The organism is Clostridium sp. MCC328, from assembly GCF_018785465.1.
Classification (GTDB): Bacteria; Bacillota; Clostridia; order Lachnospirales; family Lachnospiraceae; genus Pilosibacter; species Pilosibacter fragilis.
On record NZ_WQPW01000028.1, the window covers coordinates 93019 to 117522 of the forward strand.

Genomic DNA, 24504 nt, shown 5'->3' on the forward strand with positions numbered 1-24504 from the left:
AAAAAATGGAAAAGAAAGTGAAAAAACAAGCGACATCGCCGCTGAACAGAATGTCAGCGTGGATGTCAGGATTTGTACAGACGGCTGATAAAGTTCTTTCAGCTGAAAAAGGTGAATCCAAAACAGGAAAAGATGCCCTGGTAGATTTTTTAAAAACAACGCCAGAAGCGCTGGATGCATTTGAAAAAGCTTACCGCAAGGAAGTGATTGACGATAATGACTATTCTTACGACGGAGTACCGAATGCAAAACAGGCGGCGGCAGTTATGAACCGTGAAACGCCGGAAGCATTGGATGAATTGGTTTGCAGAATCGTGGAAGAGTTGATCGCGCTGACTCCGGTATATCGTTATGATGGAGAAAACATCTCTACCCTCAACCCACTTGCATTGCCGGATCATGAAATGGTTACAAAAGAGGAGGTAATGGCTGTACCTGCAGCATTTCGGCCTGCCTGCACCGGTAATTTAATGAAAAAAGACTGTAATACAGAAGAAGGTGTAAATGGCAGGATGTTACTGTCCATGTACATGGATTCTCAGTCGCAGAAACGTTCACGGACTGCGCGCAAGCAGGCATATGACCGATTTCGTTCCGGGCTTGATCTTCTGGATCTGGATGGTCTGATGTATGCCATGATCGACAAAAATCCAAATTCTATGGGATATTGGCTCCCAGCACTGGTTGAAGTAGTAAAAAAACAGGATTACTTCAAGATCCCGGCAACCACCATGATCAAAGTTCCGCTTACATTGCTTCAGCTTACCAGACTGGATTATGGAACACATACGCCAACCACATTGAAAATTGTGGATGATTACTGTTACAGGGTATTTGGACTGGATGAAAACAAAACGTATTTCGTACGCACTGGAACATGTTCGTCCAAATTTGATTTCCGGAACGCAAAAGTATCTGGGGCAAAGGAAGTGCATGAACTTGGAGAGTATTTACTGTACAACCATTCCCGAGGGGCAGCAATGGCCGGCCCGCTTTGCCAGCCGTCTATCTATGGTATGCAGACTACTGTGGAATGGGCGGTGCGTGAGTATATTGAGCCCAAAGAAAAACTTCCGGAGATTTACTGTGGCTTGCCGCTTCGTTTGGAAATGCGCGTCTTCATTGACGCAACAGAAAAGCGTGTCCTTGGAATTGCGCCGTACTGGGCCCCGGAAACGATGAAACGGCGGTTTTCCATGGAAGATGATTTTCGCAATCCGGATAAAATCCATGACTATGTTACATACAGTGCATATGAACACACTTTAATGGAAAAATATGAAATATATAAAGATAAGGTGGCGCGTAAAATTGAAGCAATACTTCCGAACCTTGACCTGAAAGGGCAGTGGTCGTTAGATGTTATGCTGAACGGAACCAATCCAGATGGAAGCGATGACATTTACCTGATTGATATGGCCTTGGCGTGTAATTCTGCGCTGCAGGAGTATGTGCCATATGGGCTATTAAAACCATATACAGAAGACTGGATTCCTGAGATTCGGAAGATACAGGATGAGGATGAGGACGAGGACGAGGAAGAGCAGAGCGAGGAGGCGTTACAATGCAGACAGTGATGGAAAATGTGGCATTACGCAGCGTAATCATTGTACTGATCGCGCTTTCGTGTTGGTATTTGGCAGATTTGATCGGAGAAATTCTGATTCAGCGTAAAAAATCCCTCCATGTCCGCTTCTTTATATCATGTGCTAAAGGAATACTCGTGGTTTTGACAATCTTGGTTTTTGGAATGCAGTTTTCGATTACACGAGAACTGACCTTAACTCTGTTTCAGAGTGCAAGCCTCATGGTAGCCGTGATCGGTTTTGCGGCACAAGCGGTATTGGCGGATGTTATTGCCGGCATGGTTTTAAGTTTTGCAAAACCGTTTGATGTCGGCGAACGAATCGTTCTTGAGAACATGGGAATTGCCGGAATCGTGGAAAACATCACAATGCGTCATACCGTAATCCGTGCATATGACGGAAGCCGTGTTTTGGTTCCAAACAGTGTGGTGAATAAACAGGTGCTGCGAAACAGCAATTTCGATGGTAATGTGATCGGAACATTTCTGGAAATATCAGTCGCTTATGAAGCAGACCTTGAACGGGCAATTCAGGTTGTCAAAGAAGCGGTTCTGGCAGAACCTGCCGTGGTTGATAAAAGCAAGGGAAATGGAGAGAAAGAAATATCCGTGTTGCTTTCTTCGATGAATGATTCTGGATGCGTAATCAAGACAACCATCTGGACAGAAACTGTGGATGAAAGTTTTCGAGCTGCCAGCAACATACGGCTCAGGATTATCCGTGAGTTTACAAAGGAACGAATCGAAATCCCATATCCGCATGTTTCTATCGCACGGTAAAAATTGTTATCCGCAGACATAACAGTATTGCTTCCATATCCCCGGCAAATTGCCGGGGATTTTTTGGGATTTAGACAGTAACCAACTTGACAAGGAAATTCGCCATAATTGTAACAGTCGATCCAATAACAGCACAGGCATCTAGGAGGCTATATGTACAACGATGAGTTTAAGCTATTTACTGCGAATACGATTGCAAAATACGGAATCCTGCCACTGACTGGCAATCTCAGTCCGATAGAAACAAAAGCTTTGCTTTATATTATCTGGAAGTGCAACGCTATGACACCAGGCTGTTTTGAAACAGTAGAAATGAACATTTCTGAGCTTTGCAAAGCACTTGGGTATCATCATGATAAAAACAACAACTTTGCCCGTGTAATGAAGTTTCTTTCCGATGCAGTAACCGGACTGACTATTCCTTTCAAAGTCAGTGCAGATTCAGGAAAAAAATTTCTCAGCATGGCATGGCTGCAGACTGTATATGCGGATTATGATGCAGATTCCCTGAAGGTTCGGTTTAATTCGGACATTGGACATTATTTTGGAAAGGAATTGGAAAAAACATTTACCGTGGTGAAACTGAAATACCTGAATCGGTTAAAAACTTCTGCGGCGGTTACGCTGTACCCATTTTTTTGCCGATATCGAAACATGGAGTCATTCAATTACAGTCTGGAAGAGTTGATCTGTCTCGTAGGTGCCAGCAAAACGTGTGATTACAAGCATTTAAAACGCAACTATTTGGCTCCGGCCATTCAGATAATTAATGAAAAAACAGATATCAACGTAACGTTTACGGAAAATAAAAAAGGCCGTAAAGTAACCAGCCTTGCCTTTTCCGTAAAGGCATTCCCGGCAACACTGGAAATGGAAGAATTTCTCACCTGGAACGGGATGGCTGAGACAGAAGAAAATAAGAAGCAGTATGATGAGGAGTGGATGGAAATGCGTGAGTATGATATGTCACGCCAATGTTATCATGATGTGATTTTCACATAATGATTTTGGTTGTGCTTTCGCACATACAAATTTGTAGGTTGCCCCATGCGTGTGAGAATGCTAATATTTTTGCAACTTTCATAAAAAAAGTTTCCATAATTGGCACAGAAGAAAAAATAAGGAGGAACGGCGGGACTGGAAAATCCGGGAACCGCTATATAACTTATGGCAAGACATAATGAAGTAACGCTTTATGGCACCGTTATGGAATCTCCCAAACTCCTGTATAATACAAGCGACGTGCATGATCCGAACAGAAAACTTGTCCGTACCATTGGTATATTGTCTGTATTGCGCGGTATTAGGGATTTTGGAGCTGTGGACAAACGTATCCGTATCGACCTGCCAATTATTCTGAGTCAGAATGAAAAAATGATGAAGGCAATCAGCGCGTGGAAGACGGGAGATGTGATTCTGATGCGCGGTACCTTGGCTACTGTCAATTATACGCTGACCTTAAAGTGTCCACATTGTGGGGCACCGGAAGCCATACCAGCTACCATGACCTTTGTGAATCCAATTTACATGAAAAAAGAATGTGAATCATTAGCGCCGGAAGAATCCAATCGGGAAATGCGACGGAATGCTGAAATTTCAAACCGAGTAACCATTATCGGCAAAGTCTGCACTCCACCCACCTTGTTTATTACGGATAAAGGGCAGCGTATTGCAAACTATCAGTTGGATGTTATGAGAAAATACCGCATCAAGGAAGATCAAGAAACGAATAAACACGATTTCCCATTTGTAAAATCATATGGTGTAGTAGCAGATAATGATGTTTTGGCAATTCAGGAAGGTGGCATGGTGTTTGTGGATGGAGCGATTCAGACGAGGGAATACTTGAAAAATCATCAGTGCCCGACTTGCGGAGAGACATATCAGTATAAAGATACCGCAACCGAGATTGTGCCGTATTCAACGGAATATCTGACAGGATGTAAGACGATGGAAGAAATCGAAGAGATTAAGCAGCAGCGGGCGATCGAGGAAGGAAAACTGGCCAGAGCAGAAATTTTTGGAGAAGATGATAATCTTGATGCAGATGACGTGGACGTTGACGAATAAGATTTTGTTGACGCACGATACGCAATTTATAACCTCATGTACACATAAAAATCAGTTTTCATTTTGTGACTATTAACCAAAAACAAGTATCATTAATTATGCGTATTTTTCACTGTCATTGTCTGCAATGGTAAAGAAATGCATCCAAATGACTATTTGGATAAAATCAAGATTTTATATAGCGGAATTTTTGTTGAATTTCGCTGACCCGCCTTACGCGCGGGTCTGTATAGAAACATATATCAAACTATACCTTAAAGACCTTATGTATAGACCCACCTCATGCGTGGGTCTGTATAGAAACTGTACAGCGCAGAGGAGATTCAGGAAATTCTCGGACCCACCTTATGTGTGGATCTGTATAGAAACCATATCCGTCAATTATGAAAAACGAGGCGATACCGACCCGCTTTATGTGCGGGTCTGTATAGAAACGATATCTAAAATTGTATTATTTCCAAATCGACGACCCGCCTTATGCGCGGGTCTGTATAGAAACTAAAAACTAGAAACTAGAAACATAACACAAAAGAGGAGGGACTAACCCTCCTCTTCGCATATGAGATACGTACGTTCATCGTTCCCACCATATGAACAGGTGATGAAAACGAATACATTATCAGATATAATATCCTTTCCGCATTTGGTCTTGATGAATTTATGTAATTCATCTGTGGTCTGGAAATTTGTCCGATAACTTCCATCCGCCGGACCTGCATAACATGCAATCGGTTTTAATTTGATTTCACGCTTGCCGGTCCAGAGTGTAATGTCCTGATGCTCCGCCATATATTTCGCGGAAGTAAATCGGGATACATCCTTAAACATTGTTCCGTTCTTCATATGATGTCCATAAACCACGTGAAGACCTTTGGCATTAATATCCTGTATACTATCAAGGTATATACTGCCAGCTGTATTTTTCTGACCGTTAATGTCACGGTGTAAAAAATACTCGTTATCGGATTTATTCTGACAAACTGGATAATCGATTTTTGTATTACCGATAGTTAACCATCCAATCACATTTTGATTAGATGCCATCAAGTCAGCCAATCCCGCTGGAGCTACATAAGACTCTTGCTTATTGTCAGCAACAGTTTCTACAACTTTTGTTTCAGTCGGTGCAACGGTTGTAGGTTGAACTTCCAGATCATGAATCTGGACTGTTTCGCGAATTTCTTCATAAGCCGCTTCATCAGCCATTTTTTTGGTATAAGCATTTACCCATACGGATCCACTGATGACGCAGACCAGTGCAAGTACAAGCATTGTTATTTTTTTCATTCCATTCATATGCTTCCTCCTGATTTCTTTTATGATTTTAGAAAATTATGGAAGCGGATGAAATCATTTTGAAAACTGTATATTTTTAAATATCCGCAGAATCACGAAAACAGTAAAATTCATGCGAACAAGATATACTAAAAAGAAGAATACATTGTCGATAGTCCATATTACGAAAGGAGACTGTCTCAGGCGAGCTATGAAACTGGAAGAACTTGGAATCGAAAAGAAACAGATAGAAATCCTGGAAAAGAAAAAAATTGTATCAGCGGAAGCACTCCTGCGACAGGAACCGCTGCATTATTGGAATTTTACTTCCCTGATGCCGCTAGACTTTACGGATCCGGATGTCGTAAGGCACATGACGCATCGCATGCCATTTGCCATAACCGGCATCTGCATCTCGTATACGGAAGAAACGCAGAGTCATGCCAATCTTGCAAAAATAAAAATAAAAGATGACCGTACGGGTAATATCCTGCATGTAAATGTTATGGGTGTGGAGGCATTTAAGTATACATACCTGGAAAACAGCGCAAAAAATCCCTGTGGACAAAATATTACTATCCCAAAGGAAATTAACAAGATCAGCCCCGTAGTCATGGAGGATATCAAGCAATTCTGCAAGAAGAAAATTGAAGAGATCAATGCATTGAATACGCCGTCGCTCAAAATGCTTGGAGGATTAAAAACTGGCGGCGTGGATGCGTGTTCCAAGGTGACTTTCGAAAACGCGAAGCGGATGCTGCCGGAAGAAACGATTATCTGGATCAAAACAATTACACGCGCAATGAAAGATTCTTCACAGGCCACGTTACAATGCATCCGCTGGTATCTTCGCGGATTAAAACTGGATCTGTGTATCCGTAAGGTGCAGTTAGACGAAATCCGGTTAGGAGAAGTGGTGTATAACAAACATCTGATTGTTGGAGGCTTTATCCAGTACAATGATCTTTATGGAAGCTATTCGGTTATGAACCCGCCGGTACTGTCAGATAATATTGCAATGTATCATCAGTTTTACGTGCAGTACAGCGCCATAAAAGGATGGTCCAACATGGATCATGCCCGCTTTGTCAACAGGGCTATCCGCGGAATCAGTGCATTTGATATTATACCGTCGGAATTATTACAGAAAGCGAAGCTGCCTTCATTTCAACAGGCGGCAATGTTCATGCACCATCCTTTAAACTGGAAACAATGTCAGATAGCCAGAAAACGGATGATTTTCGATGACTTGGTCTATTTGAACATGAAGTTGGAAGCAAACCGAACAAATATCAGCCAGCACAGTATCGCTGCAATGCCCACTGTACGAAAAATGCGGCAATACATTCAATCGAGGCCATATGCCCTGACAAATGGTCAATGGAGTGCCATTCAGAGTATTTCAAAATCCATGGCTGACGGAGCTGCGGTAAATACACTGGTTCAGGGAGATGTGGGAACCGGAAAGACCTGCGTAGCCTTTGCGTTGCTCATCCAGGCTGCGGAAAACGGGTTCCAGGGTGCACTCGCTGCCCCGTACACAACCCTTGCCTGGCAGCATTACCGGGATCTGCAGCCAGAAGCGGAGAAGCTTGGCATTCATATTGCATTTTTGACCAGTGAGACAAAAGCATCTGAAAAGAAAAAAATATGTGCAGCAGTCAAAAACGGCGACGTCAGCATTCTGGTTGGTACCCACAGTATTTTCGCGGATGCTGTGGAATACCAGAGCCTTGGCCTTGCGGTTATTGATGAAGAGCATAAATTTGGGGTCATGCACAGGGAGCACTTTCTTGAGAAAGGCGTTCAGAACTGCCATAAAATCACCATGTCGGCCACCCCCATTCCCAAATCTCTGGCCTCCACCATTTATGGAGAACAAACCGGGATCCTCACAATTACGGATAAACCGGCAGAACGTTTAGCAGTGAAAACGACACTGACATGCAAAGACACAGAGGCTGCTGACTGCATTATCCAGGAAGTGCGAAAAGGACACCAAGCATACATTGTATGCCCAGCGATTGATACCAACACAAAAAAGCAGGAAATTGTCTCCATCGAGGAGAAAGAAAAGATATACCGTTCGATTTTTGAACCGGCGGGAATTCATATGGAAATACTGACCGGAAAAATGAAAGCGGCCGAAAAAACTGCAGTTATGAGAGATTTTGCGGATGGTCTTATTGATGTGCTAATGGCAACCACCGTGATCGAGGTAGGAATGAATGTGCCGAACGCAACGGTAATTGCGATCACCGGCGCTGACCGGTTTGGATTCTCAACTTTACATCAGCTGCGCGGACGAGTAGGACGTGGGAAAGACCAGTCATACTGTATTCTGCAGACGGAATCCCCGAATGACAAGCTGGCCTTTTTAACACAGACAAATGATGGATTCGAAATTGCTGAAAAGGATCTGGAACTGCGCGGTCCTGGAACTTTATTTGGTGACAGACAATCAGGAAACAACTACTTTATAGATCTGATGCTTGCATATCCAAATATGTTCCGCTGGATCCGTGAGGAAACAAGAAAATATTGCGGGACACAGACTGGAAAAGATATTATCCGGCGTTATGAAGAACTGTTCCTGCCGGAAGAAAAACGGTGAGTATGTGCCTGGACACGCTTGTGCTGTGTGCAAATCATGAGCATTTTGTTTCCATAATTATAACAGAAAAAAATGATCTGCCAGTTCCATGCGGCAGGAACAGTCAGAAGGAGGACATGGAGATTTGAGTAAAGAACTTTTTTATGCACCACAGACCTATGCCTTGGCATTGGAGTGCGGACGTAAACTGATGGCGAATGAATCAGAAGAAGATAAACTGGTGCCGGTCATTCATCAGATGAACACGCGCATTTATAACAGCGCTTTCTGCGGTATTTTACGCACAGGCTACCCATTTACCATTGAAAAAAATGAAAATGGCAACCCGACATTTATCAAGATGAAAATCGATGGGATGCAGCATGCGTGTCCGTATACAAGCGTCTCAAATACACTGAGAGGAGAGTTTGCCACCGTTTTGGAGAGCGGCGGGTATCCGGAACTTGTGGCAACATCCCCCAAGAAAAAACAGGCAAGTAAGCTGAATGAAACAAAAACCGAGCATGCGACAAATACAGCAGCGCAGCCACCAACAGAAGAGGAAACAAAGAAAATCAATGCAAAAACAAACACCGAGAAACGAGATGTAAAAAACGCTGGGATCCAGCATACAAAACCGGCGTCTGCCGCTCACGAAATTCCTGTTAGCAGGGTAATTCCGACATTTGGTTCTGTACTCCCGGATATTCATGTAAATGTTCCCGTGCAGAAACCAATTCCGGAAACCACAACGGCCGCATCAAAGAAAGAAGCGGAAGAAAAAGTCACTAATACCGCAAAAACAGTTGTTGTACCGACTGCTGGACCGTTTGCAGAAACAATACCCTCTACTCCTCTGGAAGAAAAACCAGAGCTGGATCTCGATGCTATCGTAGCAACCATGGACAATTCTGCAGGAGGCACCTTTGCAAGCGGAAAGGTCCCGGAAAACAATAACGCTTCAGTGTCCTTATCACAGACAGAGCAAGATGCGGATGCACATGAGCTACCTGTAAATGCAAATCTGGATAGTAATACCCCGGATAAATCGAAAACCGTGGATGATTTACCTACACCGGCTCATGCCTACGACGTAGAATCCAAGCAGGATGCCGCTATGCACGAGAGCGAGAATACGCCCGAAAATAAACCGGTCACTTCTTCAAAATTAACGATGGATCAGAATACACCAGATACCAGCGCACAGGAGAAAGACAGCACTTCGGAAATCCGTTCCTCGGAATTGCATACTGAGGATATGCCAGTCATCCAGGATGCTTCGGAGAAAACTGTACCTGATGGTATGAAGAGTGAAAGCGACGTGCCAGAGGAAGCAAACGAAGACGCCGGTATGGATGATTACAGTGCTTTTGATGCACCGGTTCTTGATGATGAAGCCGAATCTACACATCAGGATATCAAAGTGACGCAGGAAAATGAGATGCCGGACAAAGATACAGAACAGAGTCAGACTGTTGCCGATCAGAGCAAGCGTGCAGATGCTGAGGATCCAATGCCGTTCGAACCTAAAAAGAACGCGCATCCTCTTCAGCATGAGGAAATAATGCAGAATACAAATGACACTTCTTCGGAAAAGTCAAAACCTAAACATGGCTTTATCGCCAGTCTGTTTGGCATCGGATCCAAAAATGCAAAAACAGAACCGGCTGAAAATGGATCTTTGCCGGAATTTCAGCCAAATACCAAAGAAAAGGCGGTGGTATCCAATGCAGAACCGAATGAGCAGACTCCAATGCAGAACATGACTGAGACATTTGACAAAAAGGAAGAAATGGCAGAGAAAGCCGAAACCGAAAAAACCGGGGAAGAAGTAAAAGATAAGGCAAACCATAATCATACAGTTGCGGAGGAGGCACCAACATCCGCATCAACATCGGAGCCTGTGCAGAATAATACAGAACCTGCTAAACCGGATCACAGTCAGGATGGAGGAGTATTATTCCAGCATATCCATCAGGTAACGGTGAAACCGAAATTTGGAGATGCTATTTTGAGCCAGGTTAAATTCATTATCTGGCCTACCCGTATCGTTGAGATGTATCCAGGAAGGACTTTTGCAGATCTTCTGATTTATGTTGTGGATAAAAACGGCGTAGAGCGTTCCTATTGCACGGAACGTGGACAGGATATGATCACGATTACGACGTCAGACAATAAGGAATTCAATGTGTATGGTATTTGGGATAATGGTCATTTCACATCCTATGTTACACTGACAGGCAAAACAGAAAGTCAGAACCGCATGGAAGAAACGGTTGAAAAAACAGAGCCAGAACGTACGGACTCCGATGCATTTCTCGATCAGTTCCGTCTGGAGAGGAAGGGGCAGCCGGCTCATTTTATCGTGCCGTTCAAAGACCATAACTGTGGTGAACAGAATATTCCGATTACAGGATACGTGGAGCTGCGCGGCCGCAAGTATCCGCTTGAAAGACGAGAAGGCAATATGTTACGGTATCGCTACAATGCAAATGAAAAAGTAATCCGCGGTCATTGGGAAGAGGGAAAATGGAAATTTCAGCTTCAGGATGTGACTGCCATAGACTGGAGCCGAGAAGAAAGCGAGGCAACACAATAGCCAGTATAATTGCACCGATAATAGCAGGGACCAGACAAAAATCTGGATCCCTGTTATTTTTGTTCACAAAAATTTCAGATTTTTTCAAAATACATGCAAAAACGATATCCGCAGAGATAGCTAATTGGAAAATATTGTCATAACCGAATATAATATGCCCATACAAAGCAAACCGATAGGGTTCGACGTTCGGACCGTCAGGAGAATTAGACATGACCCACGATATTGAACAGATACGCAGCCTGATGAAATTTATAGAAAGTACAGACTGCACAAAAGAATCGTATGACGGAATCCTGACTCACTGGATGATAGAAACTGGGAACGCGGTGAGAGATCCAGACACCATAGACTACTATTTACAGCTGATTCCGCTGATTGAAAGGAGATTGCATGCATATGTTATCAGTATATGATGAAGCAAAATTAAAAGAAGAGGACGCGTATGATGATTCTGAGTACCAGGCTTATGAAACCATGGACTACACATCCGAGGATGAAGAAACCAAGGAGCAGCAGGATGAGGAAAAAACTCGTGCACTTCGCAAAAGACTGATGAACCAGGAAGATGAGCTGTTTGACTTTTATAAAACAGACGCAAAAATCAAAAAAGGTATGGAATCTAAGGAATTTTATGCTCAGCTTGCAAAAACAGTCAGGGAAAAAACCGGCAATGAAAGAAAAGAGGCCATGGAATCTGCGTGCTTTTATATGAAAGGCCTGGTGCGTGATTTTATTTTCAAAAGATATATGACCTATATTGAACGCGATCCGGAGTACAAAGAAGATCTGGAGCATGAAGCCTATAAGGCTATCATGGAAAACCTTCCGCGGTACGATGCAACCAAAGGTGCTCCATCCACATTTTTTTATTATCATATCAAGTCTGCCCTGTCACATACAACAACGACAAATAAGCATCAAATGACGCAGGCTGATGCAGTATTAAAGAAAAAGATTCTTAAAATTCGTGCAGAATATGAGAAACTTGGAAAAAAGCCGACAGAAGCGGATTATATGTTGGAAACGGATGAGACGTTATCTCAGATCCGCAATGCATTACGCCAGCTTAATATGGATTTTAACACTCATCTGGAAGCAATCCCGCAGCACGAACAGTTGATAGCGGGAAACCCGGAAGTAAACACAGCATTCGAGACTCCGGAGCGAGCGACAATCAGCAAAATGATGCTTCAGGCAATCGTTGCACGCATGCATCAGCTTTTTACGGATGAAGAATGTGAAATTTATCTTCGCCATACTTTGGGAGAGGAAACAGTACCGACTATTGTAAGATCCTATCATTGCGATAAAAGCGATGATTGCATACGTCGTATTATTGAAAAAATTGGCAATGACCTGAGCAGTGACCCAGTTATTCTTTCCTTGCGTGGAGGTAAAGGTGCACCGGATCTTAATGTGATCCAGTTCGTTCCAATGGAAGGCACAAAACAGAATGTGGATACACTTGCAGCATTACCATTATAATGTTTGTCAACATAGACCTTCTCCGATCCTCTGGAGGAGGTCTTTTTGTCTAAAAAAATACAGAAAAAACACCATAATTGTAATACAAAGAAAAAAGGAGGCCATTATATTGGGAAGAAAACTTTATATTCTCGACACAAATGTGTTGATCAGCGATCCGAATGCCATTCATGCTTTTGACGATAATATTGTGTTAATTCCGACACAGGTTTTAGAAGAATTGGATAATCACAAGAATGACTCCGGGGATCGCGGGTATAACGTCCGCCGGGCAATCCGTAATCTGAATGCTCTGAAAACAAAAGGGAAACTGAATGACGGCGTCCCTGCCGGTAACGGAGGAAAGCTCTTTATCCGCAATATCAAGCCGGATCTTAAAAAGGAAGATTATGGGTTATCCGTACAGAAAACGGATAATGAAATTTTACTGGCAATCGCGGCGCTGAAGTCGAATCCGATGTGTTTGGGAGAAACAGTAAATAAAACTGTTCTTGTATCCAATGATCTCTGCATGGCTGTAAAAGCAGATCTGCTCGGCGTGGAAGTACAGGTATATACTCACGAAGCGGTAGATGCAAAAGATTTGGAATACACTGGCCGTGCAGATGTCACGGTTTCAGATGAGCTGTTTAGCGCACTGTGTAAAAACGGTTCGCTGACGCCCGAAGAAACAGCAGTATTTGAAAAAAGACATGGAGAAAAAATACATAAATCGCAATTTTTCTTAGTCCGTCATGAGGTGACCGGAGGGACGAAACTCGCCAAAGAGAAAAACGGCGTGATTGCATGTCTGGAATATGAAAATAGCCAGCCATTTGGTATTACTCCACGCAATGTTGGTCAAAGATTCTGTATTGAAGCATTGATGGCACCTGCCAATGAAATCCCGCTTGTAGTAATCCATGGAGATGCCGGTACAGCCAAAACTTTCCTGACTCTGGCATGTGCGCTGCAGCAGACATATGTGGAGCATACGTATCGAGAAATTACCGTGACAAGAGCGAATGTGGAATTTGATCATGCGATTGGAGCCCTGCCAGGGGACGAGACGGAAAAAGTCGGCCCGTTGCTGCGTGGCTGCATGGACAATCTGGAAACCCTGGTAGATCCGGCATATGTCAGTGGAAAAACAAAGGATGGGTCAGAAACAGATGTCAGCGATAAAGTCATGGAATTATTTGAACGAGGATGTCTGTCCGCCGAAGCCCTGAGTTTCCTGCGTGGCCGGTCTTTAAAACGTAAAATTCTGTTTGTGGATGAAGCACAAAATACCACGGTATCGCAGATGAAGGGAATCCTGACCCGTGCAGGAGAGGATTGTAAAATCATTGTTGCCGGTTGCCTGGATCAGATTGACACGCCGCACCTCACGAAACGGACAAACGGCTTGGCCTATGCCCTGAAGCTGCTTGGAGGTAAATCTGATTCGTGCGCTGTTTGTACGTTTCTTGAAAATGAAATTACCCGTTCCAAGTTGGCAGCTGAAGTAGCTGTGGCAATGAGAAATCAGAAACAGGAAGGTGTTACGGCACCGCTTACGTACAGTACCGTGGATACATCAACTGATGGAGTACGACGCATGCAGGATGTGATGATTTCACAGCTGGATTTACGTCCCAATACAGAAAAAGTGCTGATGCAATTCCTTCTTAGCGAAAATCTGCCATTAACAGCATGGAGCGTGGCGCATTCCTATGGATCCAATCTGTTCGATCCATTTAATGAAGACCGTGGGCTTGTGAAGGAAATTGTTGATGAGATGGAAAGAACATTCGGGCAATCAATCTCTGCGTTGCATGAGCTTGCCTTGGATCCTCCGGAACGTAGAAGCAACGAGGATGAGATACATCTTGCGGAAATTTTAAAAGCAACGCCATTGAAAGACCTCGGCTTGTCAGTACGCCCATACAATGTACTGAAACGCGCTTTTTATTCCCGTAATTTACCGTTAACTGCATATAGCATCGCTACTTTTTCGGCTACGGATCTTCGCTGTATCCGGAATATGGGCACCCACGGACTGCGTGAAATCATGGAAATGATGTGGGAGAAATTCCGAATTAACCTGAATGAACTTCCAATCTTTTCAAGAGATCTGTTGGCACACGGCAGATCTCTTTCCATACAACATCAAATCCCATAATTTTCATGAAATAATCATAAGGCATAGATTCATGAAAAGGAGTGAAAACAATGGATATCAGAAAATTGTGTATGGAAGCAGACACGGAAGTTGTTGCGGATTATATCCAGATGGATACGAGGCGAAAAGGTAAATATACGTATATTTTATGCCCCGGACATGAAAAACGGCTTGGGCATCCGGATATGAATATCGGAAACTGTGTTTTGAAAGAAAATGGATATTACTGCTGGGCTTGCGGTACATTTGTGTCAACGCATGATATGGTCATGGAATATACGGGATGTAGTTCTGATGAGGCATATACGATTATGGCAGAAGCTATGGGAGGCGTTGATTTATTCGGTGGCTCCGAAGCCTCATCTTCATTGGATATGCCAAAGTGCAGACTGACTCAGGAGGAAGCAAATATTATTGGATTATATTCCAAATACACGGTGACTTTAAGAACATCATCTGGCCAGAATATTCAGGATGGTTTATATGTTCTGTACCGCCAGAATCCGGCAGCTTATTATGGCATGATCACCAAACAGGCTGTTGCCAGTAAAAAGCGGTATGAGTACTGTCTCGAACATTATGCATCGGCCACGGCGGACTTGGCATACAAGCTTTATGATCTGCTTGGCAGTAGTTTCGATCATTCTGTCTATAAGAAATTGGAGCGCGAACTGAAAGACCGTATCGAAACCTGCGATCGTATTTCCAGGATTTTCTCAGCATCCGCTGTAAAAAACGTGCAAAGAACCACATAATCATTTTTCTGCATTCATGCAAAAGCTGTCCGTATGGGCAGCTTTTTTGAGGGGCTTATCGGAACCTTTTCCCTTCCATAATTTTTATAGTTCTATCAATAGAGACATTGAGAAAGAAGGAAGAGAATGAAGAAAAAATTTAGTTGGGATGCATTCAAAAAGAAAACAATCATGGTCAGATGCACTGGTACTGATGTGATTCGGAATTTTATGGCGCAGGCAGAATATAACGGTGTCATGACATCCGCCATTCAACATCAACTGGAAATTGGCAAGCAGGAAGTATTGCTTTGTTGCAAAATTCTGGATGGCGTTGTATACGTAGCCGAACCAACACCGATGTTCACCACAGAAGACGCTCCGTGGCTAATCGACTGGGCCAAAGATGTGGTGAATCAGGCAGACGAAAGTCCAATCGTTGTGAAGCATAAATGCGTTGAATCCCCATTTTTAGGAAAGACAGCAACATTAAATCAGGACAATAAATCCAGCGTGCAGCAAACAGATTCAAAAGACAGCAGTGCGAATGAAGCGTGGGATCTGATGCGTCACATTTACCTGATGCAGCCAGAAGAAATTATAACTGTATTTGGCGTACCGTACAATCTTGTATTGGCAATGGAATATGCCGAAGTCAAAAAAAGATACGAAGAATGGCGCAAATTGCAAAGAAAAGATATTGTGCGAACAATACCAAATAACAGGGTTGGTATCGTCATTGGTGAACCGATAACAGGTGAACCAGAATTACGATATCTGGTATTATTTGGTGATTACAGCACCGGGATCTTTTACGGTCATGACTTGCGAAAGCAAGGAACCAAGGCTAAAGATTTCTGATATTCCTAAACACTCTCTATTTTGGGGAGTGTTTTTTCTTGTAAAACATCGCCGTATTGTCATCCATAATTGCTCTGAAACAATATCAGACATTGAGGAAGGAGAAAGAATCATGAGAACAGTGGGTGGACAGAAAACTCTGTATACAGAGTGCCAGAACAAAGTTGCACGATTACAAAATGTATTGGAGGCCGTCCTGGTCAATGGGATTCCAGTCAGTCAGGCATGCAAAAGAGAAAACATCAATTACCTGTGGTTTATGCGTTTTGTCAAGCAGAATATTGACGCTTCGAAGAACCGGGAAAAAGACCGTGTAACCGTTACGCAGAAAGACTGGGAAACCTGGAGAGAGGATTTTCTGTGTGATCTGACTGGACAGGAAACTGTGGTGCCGGCAGATTTTGACGAGGTATATGCACAGATTATCACGGAACTTGATGATGTGGAGCGGGAGGTTTTGCAGTTGCGCTATCAGGAAGGTTTGTCGCTGAGAGAAATTGCAGAACACAAGCATTTGTCTTCTGAACGTATTCGTCAGATCCTTGCTAAAGTCATGCGAAAACTTCGTCATCCAAAATACCGATGGCAACTGTGTCTTGGAGCAGGATACAACCAGGCATTGGAGAAGTTGCATTCTGCCCAGGCGGAATACGAACGGGTAATAGCGGCAAAAGAATTGGAACTTCAGCGTTTGCTCAATGAAAAAATCAAGGAGTTATCGAAAGCGACAGAAAACATCCGGACCGAAACAGAATGTGTACTGGCTGAAACCAAGAGCCTGCGCGAAAATCCTGATGAGACCAATCTGTACGAAGCGCTGGCTGAAAAGCGTCGTAAAACAACACTGGAAGAACTTGGTTTATCTGTGAGACCATATAATGCGCTCTACAGGTATTTTGCCTGCAACCATCTTGAGAAAAATGCAGAGAGTGTAGCTTCTTTGCATGGGCACCTTGATTTGGTTCGAGGCATTGGAAGAAACAGTGAAAAAGAAATCGTTGCCGTAATGAAACAATTCGGCATTAATATGGCAGAATAGAAGCTTTCGTCAAATCCAGAGCAATCTGGACATGACCGAAATCAAAGACTGTTCAACCATAATTATTGTAAAATATAGAGAGGAATATGAAAATGAAAATGTTTCTTCAATACATAAAACGCTTCATTCTGGCTGTTTGTAAGTGGACGATACTGGTCATCATTGCCTGCGTCATTTTGCACGAATGTGGACTTATGCAAACATTATCAGTTGAGTCCTGGCTCAAAATCGAGCTTCCTGGCATTGCCGGGGTTGCATGGGGACTCGTCGAACAAATGATGAACGATAGAAATTTCGCAGATAAGGACTTGTCCGGAAAGGAACAATATGGCAAATCGAAGCGTAACGAGATCAAATGATTTCCGTGTAACAAACGAAGAAAAATACAAAGAACTTATCAGTGGCCTATATTCAGATGATCAGGAAATTAAGTTCTGGGCAAAAACGGGTGATGACGGTGATATCCGTCATGGATTTGGTGCTTTCAGAAAAATCAAATATGCAGAACAAATGACAGTAAAAGAGTACATCCTGGACTACGACCTGGAAAAGAGAAATGAAGATCTGACAGTCTGGTATTATGTTTGGAAAACGTGGCCAGAGAAGAGCACAAAGGACATCGTTTTCTCTCATCCGGAATGGTATATCGACTGCATTGATTTCAACGGAAAGACGGTGACTGTTTATGTCAAAACAGAAACGGATGATGCCGATCCGGTTGAAAGAGATATGACAGATTTCTATGAAAAGCTTCAGAAGATTCTTCCGGAAAACGAAGTTTTTGTTCTGACAGAAATCAGCCACGATCTGCTGGAATATGTAACCGGCACTATTACGGTGGTAACGCCGGATGCTATAAAAACATCGTCCATGCATGATATGGCTTTGCAGCTGGCGGGGAGGCAGATGAATTACCCTGAGCCACCATTAGGAAGTTTGCAGCTTGAGAAGATACCGTCGAATACTCGTGACTTCAGTCATAAGTAAAACGCTGCAAATGTCGACAATCGGCATGTTTTTACCATAATGACCATAGAAAGGAGAACACTGCATGAGATACAAAAGCGGGGATTTATGCGTCATTCACAGTAAAACATCTTCCCATAATGGAAAAGTCGTGGAAGTGGTTAACTACACAAAGGGAAAATATAAAGATATATTGTTAGTAAAAATACGATCTCATAAATTCTACATCAAGGAAGATTCTTTAAGAATTGCTTCGAGATACGATATTATCCGGAATTTATCGGACAAACAGTTAAAAAGATTGTTAAACTAACAATGCAATTATTGGGTATGAACCCAATGCAGAATGGCACTTGATCGCAGGCCATGACACAGTTAAAAGATTCATCTCAAGATCTCTTCGAGCTATCGGAGAGATCTTTTTTTGTGGATGAGAATGCAATCACAAATCCAGAGGGAGAGATAATTGTACCATTGAAATTTCGTTATCTTCCGTTCGAACAGTTCTGGTCTCGACTCGATTCTTGATTTTTTCAACAGCGTGTTCGTATTCAGATTTTGCGCATTGAAAAATCTTTTCTCTGCCGTTCTGTAAGGAATTCTGATACCAGAATAAAAGGAAACATTCATCCGGAGAGAGAAGTTTGGTCAACGGCTCACCAGCTTCGTCTGGACGAATAGCAGATAAAACAGCATTTTCCGAAGCTGTTTCAAAAATCGCGTGGATGGTCGTGCCCAAGGCCGAGGCAATGGATTGCATATGGCTTTGCTTAATATGCTTAACCTTATTTTCAATAATACGGCTCAAGGTAGACGGCGCAATGCCTGTAAGTTTAGATAATGTATTTTTATTTACCCCGCGGGCTTCCATTAGTGCCAGTAATCGTTCGTTTTTCATGTAAATTCCTCCGTTAATAACAAAATCCATTGTATCGAATACGAATTGAAAATGCAACGTGTTTAGAACCATTTTCCACCAGTTTCTTGCCATAATTACGAAAGAAAAGGAGGGATTTGATGCAGAAACACACTATCGCAGTAATTATTCCATGCCTGGATGAGGAATTGACCATTGCGTCCGTGATCCAGGATTATCACAAAGCACTTCCGGAAGCGGAAATCTATGTTTATGACAACGATTCAACAGATCATACAGCACAACAAGCCGTGAAAGCCGGAGCAAAAATCCGTTTTTGTACAATACCAGGAAAAGGGGCCGTGCTTAGACAGGCTTTTCATGAAGTTAATGCAGATATTTATGTTCTGACGGATGGAGATGGCACTTATCCGCCGACCATGGTGCAGGAGATGCTCCGCTTGTATATGGAAAATCCAAAGTCCATTGTGATTGGAAAGAGAAAGAATGCAAAAAAACACGCAGTCATGTCATGCTCTCACGCCATAGGCAATCGTTTTCTCAGTGTCATGTTTCATGTGTTGTATGGATTCGAAAACATTGATGTCCTAAGCGGTAGTCGGATCATGGGACGTGATTTTGTAAAAAGTTTCCCGGCATTGTATGACGGGTTTGAAACAGAAACTGAGATGGCGCTTCATGCCTGGATGCAACATTTTGACATACAGTCCTTGGATGTACCATATCTTGATCGCCCACATGGAAGCCAGTCCAAAATCCACACAGTGCGTGATGGTATTCGGATTGTCAAACTGGCACTGGCAGGAAGAAAGGGGACGGTATGTTAGTGCGAAAAATTTTATCTTCACACGGCCTTTTTTGGCTTATTCCCGTCATTCTGGTTTTGCCATTTATTCTGCGTATCAACACAGATAGTTATTATATGATAGCAACAGGGAAATATATCATAGAACACGGGATACCGGAAACCAATCCATTTCTTGTTATGGATGGAATGGATATCGCCATTCAGAATTGGCTTTATTGCGTACTGCATTATTATTGCAGTCGCGACATTGGCTTGATAGGAGCGCAGCTGCTTAGCGTTGTACAGTATATTCTTTTCAGTTATATCTGTTTTCGGCTGTTGCATGCCCTTGGACATACGGATATGGAATCCGGAGCATTTACATGCTTGTCCGATATCTGCATGGCGCATGTTATGAAATCGGCACGCCCAGCACTTCTGACATTTATTTGGCTTCTTTTGATCATATATGGGCTGGAACAGTATCGGAACAACGATTCGAAAATGATTCTGACAGTTTTGCCGGCGGCATCAATTTTTACCGCAAACGTTCAGTCCTCCAATCTGATGTTTTTATTTTGCCCGATCATTGCATTTATGGCCGCATGGGCAGCAAACAGATTCAAAAAGAGGAGCACGAATACGTATATATCGTCACTAGGGATAAGCACGGCAGCCGCCGGCTTACTGGCTTTCGTAAACCCATATCAAGCTGCAAACGTATTTTACCTGTTTCAATCACTTGGGCATGTGGAGGCGCCGGAACTCCAGCCTCTTTCCTTGGAAACATGGGACGCCCCATTCATTGTATTAGGGTTGGTGACTGTATTCATCATTTTTTTAATCATGTGCATTTCGCCTGAAATAGATTATTACCGACTATTTCTTTTGATGGGATTTGGTTTTTTTGCTTTTACATGCAAGCGAAATATTATCTTCCTGATACCGGCCATGATGCTGGTCTGGAACGAAGTCTGTAGAGCGGTGGCATGGATTGCAAGTCGGATTAAAGATAAATGGACACAGAGCATTCCAAGGATACAGAAGATGCATCAGTTGGCAAAACTTGTCTTAATTCTTACAATGGTGTTCCTGGGATTTTTCTGGGAAATAAAACTGACTGAAAACATATTTTTAACTGGAGATATTCGCAAACAGGTCTATGCCATGAAAGATGACGGAGATTTACTACAGTATTTTGACAATCATGGCATTGATCTGGATGGAACAACAATATGGCCCGGAAATCCCGCTCTTGAAATGTTCGGGGCAAAAGTCCTTTTGGAACCACGTCTGGAAATCTCAGACAGCGCTATCAACCATCATGCAGATTTATATACAGAATTCAAGCAGGTAATTGGATCATACCGGCAGGAGCAGATTGATGATTACTTCAGCCGTTATCAATTCGATTATTTTATAGTGGATAAAGGCAGTAAAATGGATCTTTATTTTCAGACACATTCTTCTTATCAAACATGCATGGAAACAGATGAAATTATATTATATTGCAATGCCGAATGACCAGAAATACCATGATCGGCACAGCGCAAACCAATTTTTCAGGCTTTCTTCCCATAATTTGCACAACAAACAAAGGGAAGGAGAAGGGTGTGGCCATCTCTGGCCATACCCATACAAAGTATGCAATTCATAGATCAAAAAAAATCCCCAAACTATTATGGCATCATTACATTCATTTATATTTTTGAACTGGTATGCGGATTGCCCGTGATGACCGGACGGCATTGGAACACGTTCTCAGGATTCCCATTTTATTTCACAGACAGGTATTTTCACGTTCTTGGAGACCGCGTGAGTTATTTCCAGAACCTGACAAAGATGTATTTCATCACCATGTCATTCTTATACGTTATCCAGTCTTGCCGGCGACATCAATATGAAATTCGCGTCCCAGCAGGCAGGATGAATAAACAACCGTGGCGAGATCGGATATTGCCGGATCTGTTTTTGTGTGTATTTCTAGTAAGCACGATGATTCCTCTGCTGTTTTCTGGTAATGCAAAAATGATTTGGACTGGGGCAGGCGGAAGATACCAGGGATTAAAAATGTGGCTTTTTTATGCAGCTGCGTATCTGATGATCAGACATACCGTCAGCGAGAAATCTATCCGACTATGCATACGTTTCATGCTTTTGGGTGGTGGAATCTCGGCAGTCTGGGGAATTGCAGATTTTGCCGGGATAGATCCAATGGGGTGGATCGCAGCGATAAAAGAAAGCCAGCGCGGCATGTTTGTTTCTTCCTATGGCAATATCAATACATATACCGCTGCCATGACACTGTTTATGGCTATTGCCGGCGTCCTTTCCGTTCAAAACAGAACTGCGGATAAGGATTATAAAAGAATTTTCAAACTTGTGTACCGAACGCTGTTCTTTTTATTCTGTATCGCCATGATCACCGGACTTTCAGACAATGCCGAGATCGGTATCCTTGCTTTCTTTGCAATTACAGCATTTATTTGCCGGGATATTACGGAAATTCTCGCTTTGTTTAGACTGGTACAAATCCTCCTTCTGGCAGAAGCAACACTGTTTTGCTATGTCAATCTTTTCAGTGGCCCGGTTTCCCCGTATATCAATATTCAATCAGGAATCCTTCTGGCTTTAGCATTAAAAAAGGAAATATTCCAATGTTGCATTTGCATCATTGTATGGCTTGAAATGGTCCGTCAGATTTTGCATCACATGAGAACGCAAGAAAAGCGGGTTCTGCGCTTATGGCGAGGATTACTCATAGGTACCACCATTTGCTGTGGGCTATGTGTAATTGAGATCCTGATCCTGGCTAATACCGGACACGTGGCATCAGAAGCAATACAGAAATACACACGATTTAACGACCAGTGGGGAACATGGAGGGGATTTGTGTGGAGAATAGCCGCAGAAGAATATGCCAACCTTCCAATATGGCAAAAACTATTTGGAACCGGTCTGGAAACATTCGGAATCGTGATGAAGAGCACACGATACGATGAAATGCTTTCGGTAGCAGGCCAAGTATTCGATTCCCCGCACAATGAAATCCTACAGTATTTGTTTACATCCGGCATGATAGGGTGTTTCAGCTTGTATGCATGGTATATCCTCATCTGCATTTATGCCATACGCAGTCAGGACAAATCAGCGGTCTGCGCTGTAGCGGTTTTAGTATATATCTGTGTTTCTTTCGTGAATATTTCCGTTCCAATGACCCAAGTGTACATTATCGTGTTGGTGGCACTCATGGGACAGAAGAGTGCAAGACCAATATCTGACTTAAAAGTTCCATAATTCTCTCAGCAAAAAAACAGGAAGGAGAATATGTGTGGAAATTATCATCAAAAAGAAAACCTGCAGACCAAGCGAATCGTTGTCCATTCTCGCTCTTGTCACAAGAGGAAGCAGCGTTTTTATTGGCATGGAAAAATTTTTAGAACATGAATTTCATTGACCCGTCTTACGTGCGAGTCTGTATAAAAACAAGTATTAGGAAGGAGATATTTTCATGAAAAAAGCGATTCAGACATTTAGCACTATTGTTACAGTGGTCACTTTCTTATGTATTGTGATTGCTGCAATTTTCATCTTGCCAAAAGCGGCTGGTTTTACTCCATATATCGTAGAGTCTGGTTCAATGGAGCCTACGATTCATACGGGAGCTATCGCATTTATTAATACAAAAGACCGAGATGTTGCAGCAGGAGATGTTGTTACATACCGTATTGGAACAGAAGAAAAAAACAAACTGGTTACGCACAGAATCATTCGCGAAGACGGTGGAGTTTTCATCACAAAAGGAGATGCCAATGATGTTGAAGATATGAACTCGGTTTCCCAGGAACAGATTGTTGGAACCTATGCATATTCTATTCCAAAGGTTGGATTTGTCATGGCAAAACTTGGACACAAACAGTTGGGTGTTATTGCAGCATGGATCATACTTTTAAATCTTTGTTCTCTGATGATGACCCGTTATATCGAGAATGACGATGATGGAAGCGAAGATGCAAATGAGAGCAACAGCAAAGTAGAAACATCTGAACACGAACAGTGACGCACGCAGAGCCCTTAATGGGCTCTGTTTTTTTGTATAACTAGAAGATCGGCATCACACATAAACGGCCATATGATCCATATGTTATAACTCGCGCTGCGCCAAAGAATCGTTAATAGAGAATCCAGTTGCTAATACTTATTTAGCATTTTGAATTTGCTAGTAAGTTAATGTTCTTTATATAACAAAATCTATTTCGGCCACAACGCGGGAACGAAGCATTTTTCTTTTACAAAAAAATTAAGAGTTCTATAAGTAAAACATGGTACATTCTTTACTTTCGGTATAACGTCCTCATTCCCATTTCCTAAATGCTACTCTTACCACGCTATCACCTCTTGTCAACACAGTGATTGAGTCATTCCATACAGCTGCACCTTGCCATATCATCATCCATAGGAAACCCAATCAGCGACGCACACGCCATCGCAGCCCACAGAATCATCCAGCATCGCAATATCCGCAACATCAGCATTCGCACTGTACCGTAAAACAAGATAGCGTCCTCCCCGCATTCAAAAAGAAAAACTAAAAAATAGAAAAGAAGATATGTTACAGACATTCACCCTATCACGGATACCGATATCTGTGGCAGGTAAAGACTATCACGGAAGCTGATAACTGCGGATATGGTTATTATCACGAAA

The 24504-nt window shown here is 42.7% G+C and carries 22 protein-coding genes; 20 read left to right on the forward strand and 2 right to left on the reverse strand.

Going from position 1 to position 24504, the window contains the following annotated elements; all coding sequences use genetic code 11:
• Positions 1-5 precede the first annotated feature (5 nt).
• The 4 genes from GPK83_RS05460 to GPK83_RS05475 all read left to right on the forward strand — a co-directional run bounded on the left by GPK83_RS05460 (position 6) and on the right by GPK83_RS05475 (position 4435).
• Positions 6-1577 carry a hypothetical protein gene (locus GPK83_RS05460; protein ID WP_215704214.1) on the forward strand — a complete coding sequence of 524 codons (1572 nt, stop codon included), beginning with the start codon at positions 6-8 and terminating at the stop codon, positions 1575-1577.
• Complete coding sequence (locus tag GPK83_RS05465; protein ID WP_215704215.1) at positions 1565-2365, forward strand: mechanosensitive ion channel family protein; 801 nt, start codon at positions 1565-1567, stop codon at positions 2363-2365. The genes GPK83_RS05460 and GPK83_RS05465 overlap by 13 nt, the downstream gene beginning before the upstream one ends.
• Before the next feature lie 153 nt (positions 2366-2518).
• The gene (locus GPK83_RS05470) at positions 2519-3367 is read left to right on the forward strand and encodes a replication initiation protein (protein ID WP_215630856.1); all 849 of its coding nucleotides are present in this window, start codon (positions 2519-2521) and stop codon (positions 3365-3367) included.
• A 165-nt stretch (positions 3368-3532) separates the two neighbouring features.
• Positions 3533-4435, forward strand: coding sequence for a single-stranded DNA-binding protein (locus GPK83_RS05475; RefSeq protein WP_215630857.1), 903 nt, complete (start codon positions 3533-3535; stop codon positions 4433-4435).
• A 540-nt stretch (positions 4436-4975) separates the two neighbouring features.
• On the opposite strand, the gene GPK83_RS05480 is transcribed toward GPK83_RS05475, so the two are convergent.
• Positions 4976-5731 (reverse strand): class B sortase, encoded by a 756-nt coding sequence (locus GPK83_RS05480; protein WP_215630585.1) that lies wholly within the window; start codon positions 5729-5731, stop codon positions 4976-4978.
• Positions 5732-5921: 190 nt separating this feature from the next.
• Between GPK83_RS05480 and GPK83_RS05485 the strand changes: the two genes are divergently transcribed.
• The 11 genes from GPK83_RS05485 (at position 5922) to GPK83_RS05535 (ending at position 18446) form a co-directional block, all read left to right on the forward strand.
• Positions 5922-8324 carry a DEAD/DEAH box helicase gene (locus GPK83_RS05485; protein WP_215704216.1) on the forward strand — a complete coding sequence of 801 codons (2403 nt, stop codon included), beginning with the start codon at positions 5922-5924 and terminating at the stop codon, positions 8322-8324.
• A 124-nt stretch (positions 8325-8448) separates the two neighbouring features.
• Entirely contained in the window at positions 8449-10902 is a 2454-nt protein-coding gene (locus tag GPK83_RS05490; RefSeq protein WP_215704217.1) for a hypothetical protein, read from the forward strand.
• Between the two features lie 212 nt (positions 10903-11114).
• Positions 11115-11318, forward strand: coding sequence for a hypothetical protein (locus tag GPK83_RS05495; RefSeq protein ID WP_215630582.1), 204 nt, complete (start codon positions 11115-11117; stop codon positions 11316-11318).
• Positions 11302-12390 (forward strand): hypothetical protein, encoded by a 1089-nt coding sequence (locus tag GPK83_RS05500; RefSeq protein ID WP_215630581.1) that lies wholly within the window; start codon positions 11302-11304, stop codon positions 12388-12390. The genes GPK83_RS05495 and GPK83_RS05500 overlap by 17 nt, the downstream gene beginning before the upstream one ends.
• Before the next feature lie 109 nt (positions 12391-12499).
• Positions 12500-14533: a PhoH family protein gene (locus GPK83_RS05505; protein WP_215704218.1), complete on the forward strand. Its 2034-nt coding sequence runs from the start codon at positions 12500-12502 to the stop codon at positions 14531-14533.
• 50 nt (positions 14534-14583) lie between these two features.
• On the forward strand, positions 14584-15288 hold the full coding sequence (locus tag GPK83_RS05510) for a hypothetical protein (RefSeq protein WP_215704219.1): 705 nt from the start codon (positions 14584-14586) through the stop codon (positions 15286-15288).
• A gap of 126 nt (positions 15289-15414) precedes the next feature.
• Positions 15415-16128 carry a hypothetical protein gene (locus GPK83_RS05515; RefSeq protein ID WP_215704220.1) on the forward strand — a complete coding sequence of 238 codons (714 nt, stop codon included), beginning with the start codon at positions 15415-15417 and terminating at the stop codon, positions 16126-16128.
• A 112-nt stretch (positions 16129-16240) separates the two neighbouring features.
• Positions 16241-17167 (forward strand): sigma-70 family RNA polymerase sigma factor, encoded by a 927-nt coding sequence (locus GPK83_RS05520; RefSeq protein WP_215704221.1) that lies wholly within the window; start codon positions 16241-16243, stop codon positions 17165-17167.
• Between the two features lie 92 nt (positions 17168-17259).
• Positions 17260-17526 carry a hypothetical protein gene (locus GPK83_RS05525; RefSeq protein WP_215704222.1) on the forward strand — a complete coding sequence of 89 codons (267 nt, stop codon included), beginning with the start codon at positions 17260-17262 and terminating at the stop codon, positions 17524-17526.
• Positions 17495-18154 carry a hypothetical protein gene (locus tag GPK83_RS05530; protein WP_215704223.1) on the forward strand — a complete coding sequence of 220 codons (660 nt, stop codon included), beginning with the start codon at positions 17495-17497 and terminating at the stop codon, positions 18152-18154. The genes GPK83_RS05525 and GPK83_RS05530 overlap by 32 nt, the downstream gene beginning before the upstream one ends.
• 64 nt (positions 18155-18218) lie before the next feature.
• Positions 18219-18446: a hypothetical protein gene (locus GPK83_RS05535; RefSeq protein ID WP_215704224.1), complete on the forward strand. Its 228-nt coding sequence runs from the start codon at positions 18219-18221 to the stop codon at positions 18444-18446.
• Positions 18447-18575: 129 nt separating this feature from the next.
• Here GPK83_RS05535 and GPK83_RS05540 read toward each other — a convergent pair whose 3' ends face one another.
• Entirely contained in the window at positions 18576-19031 is a 456-nt protein-coding gene (locus GPK83_RS05540; RefSeq protein WP_215630573.1) for a helix-turn-helix transcriptional regulator, read from the reverse strand.
• A gap of 119 nt (positions 19032-19150) precedes the next feature.
• On the opposite strand from GPK83_RS05540, the gene GPK83_RS05545 reads away from it, so the two are divergent.
• The 5 genes from GPK83_RS05545 to GPK83_RS05560 all read left to right on the forward strand — a co-directional run bounded on the left by GPK83_RS05545 (position 19151) and on the right by GPK83_RS05560 (position 23857).
• The gene (locus GPK83_RS05545) at positions 19151-19837 is read left to right on the forward strand and encodes a glycosyltransferase (protein ID WP_215704225.1); all 687 of its coding nucleotides are present in this window, start codon (positions 19151-19153) and stop codon (positions 19835-19837) included.
• Positions 19831-21321, forward strand: a complete 1491-nt coding sequence (locus GPK83_RS05550; RefSeq protein ID WP_215704226.1) for a hypothetical protein — start codon at positions 19831-19833, stop codon at positions 21319-21321. Before GPK83_RS05545 ends, GPK83_RS05550 begins: the two co-directional genes overlap by 7 nt.
• A gap of 120 nt (positions 21322-21441) precedes the next feature.
• Positions 21442-23094: an O-antigen ligase family protein gene (locus tag GPK83_RS05555; protein WP_215704227.1), complete on the forward strand. Its 1653-nt coding sequence runs from the start codon at positions 21442-21444 to the stop codon at positions 23092-23094.
• 34 nt (positions 23095-23128) lie between these two features.
• A complete protein-coding gene (locus GPK83_RS17115) occupies positions 23129-23254 on the forward strand; it encodes a hypothetical protein (RefSeq protein ID WP_275950614.1) in 126 nt (41 codons plus the stop codon).
• A gap of 54 nt (positions 23255-23308) precedes the next feature.
• The gene (locus tag GPK83_RS05560; protein WP_215704228.1) at positions 23309-23857 is read left to right on the forward strand and encodes a signal peptidase I; all 549 of its coding nucleotides are present in this window, start codon (positions 23309-23311) and stop codon (positions 23855-23857) included.
• The last annotated feature ends 647 nt before the right edge of the window (positions 23858-24504 follow it).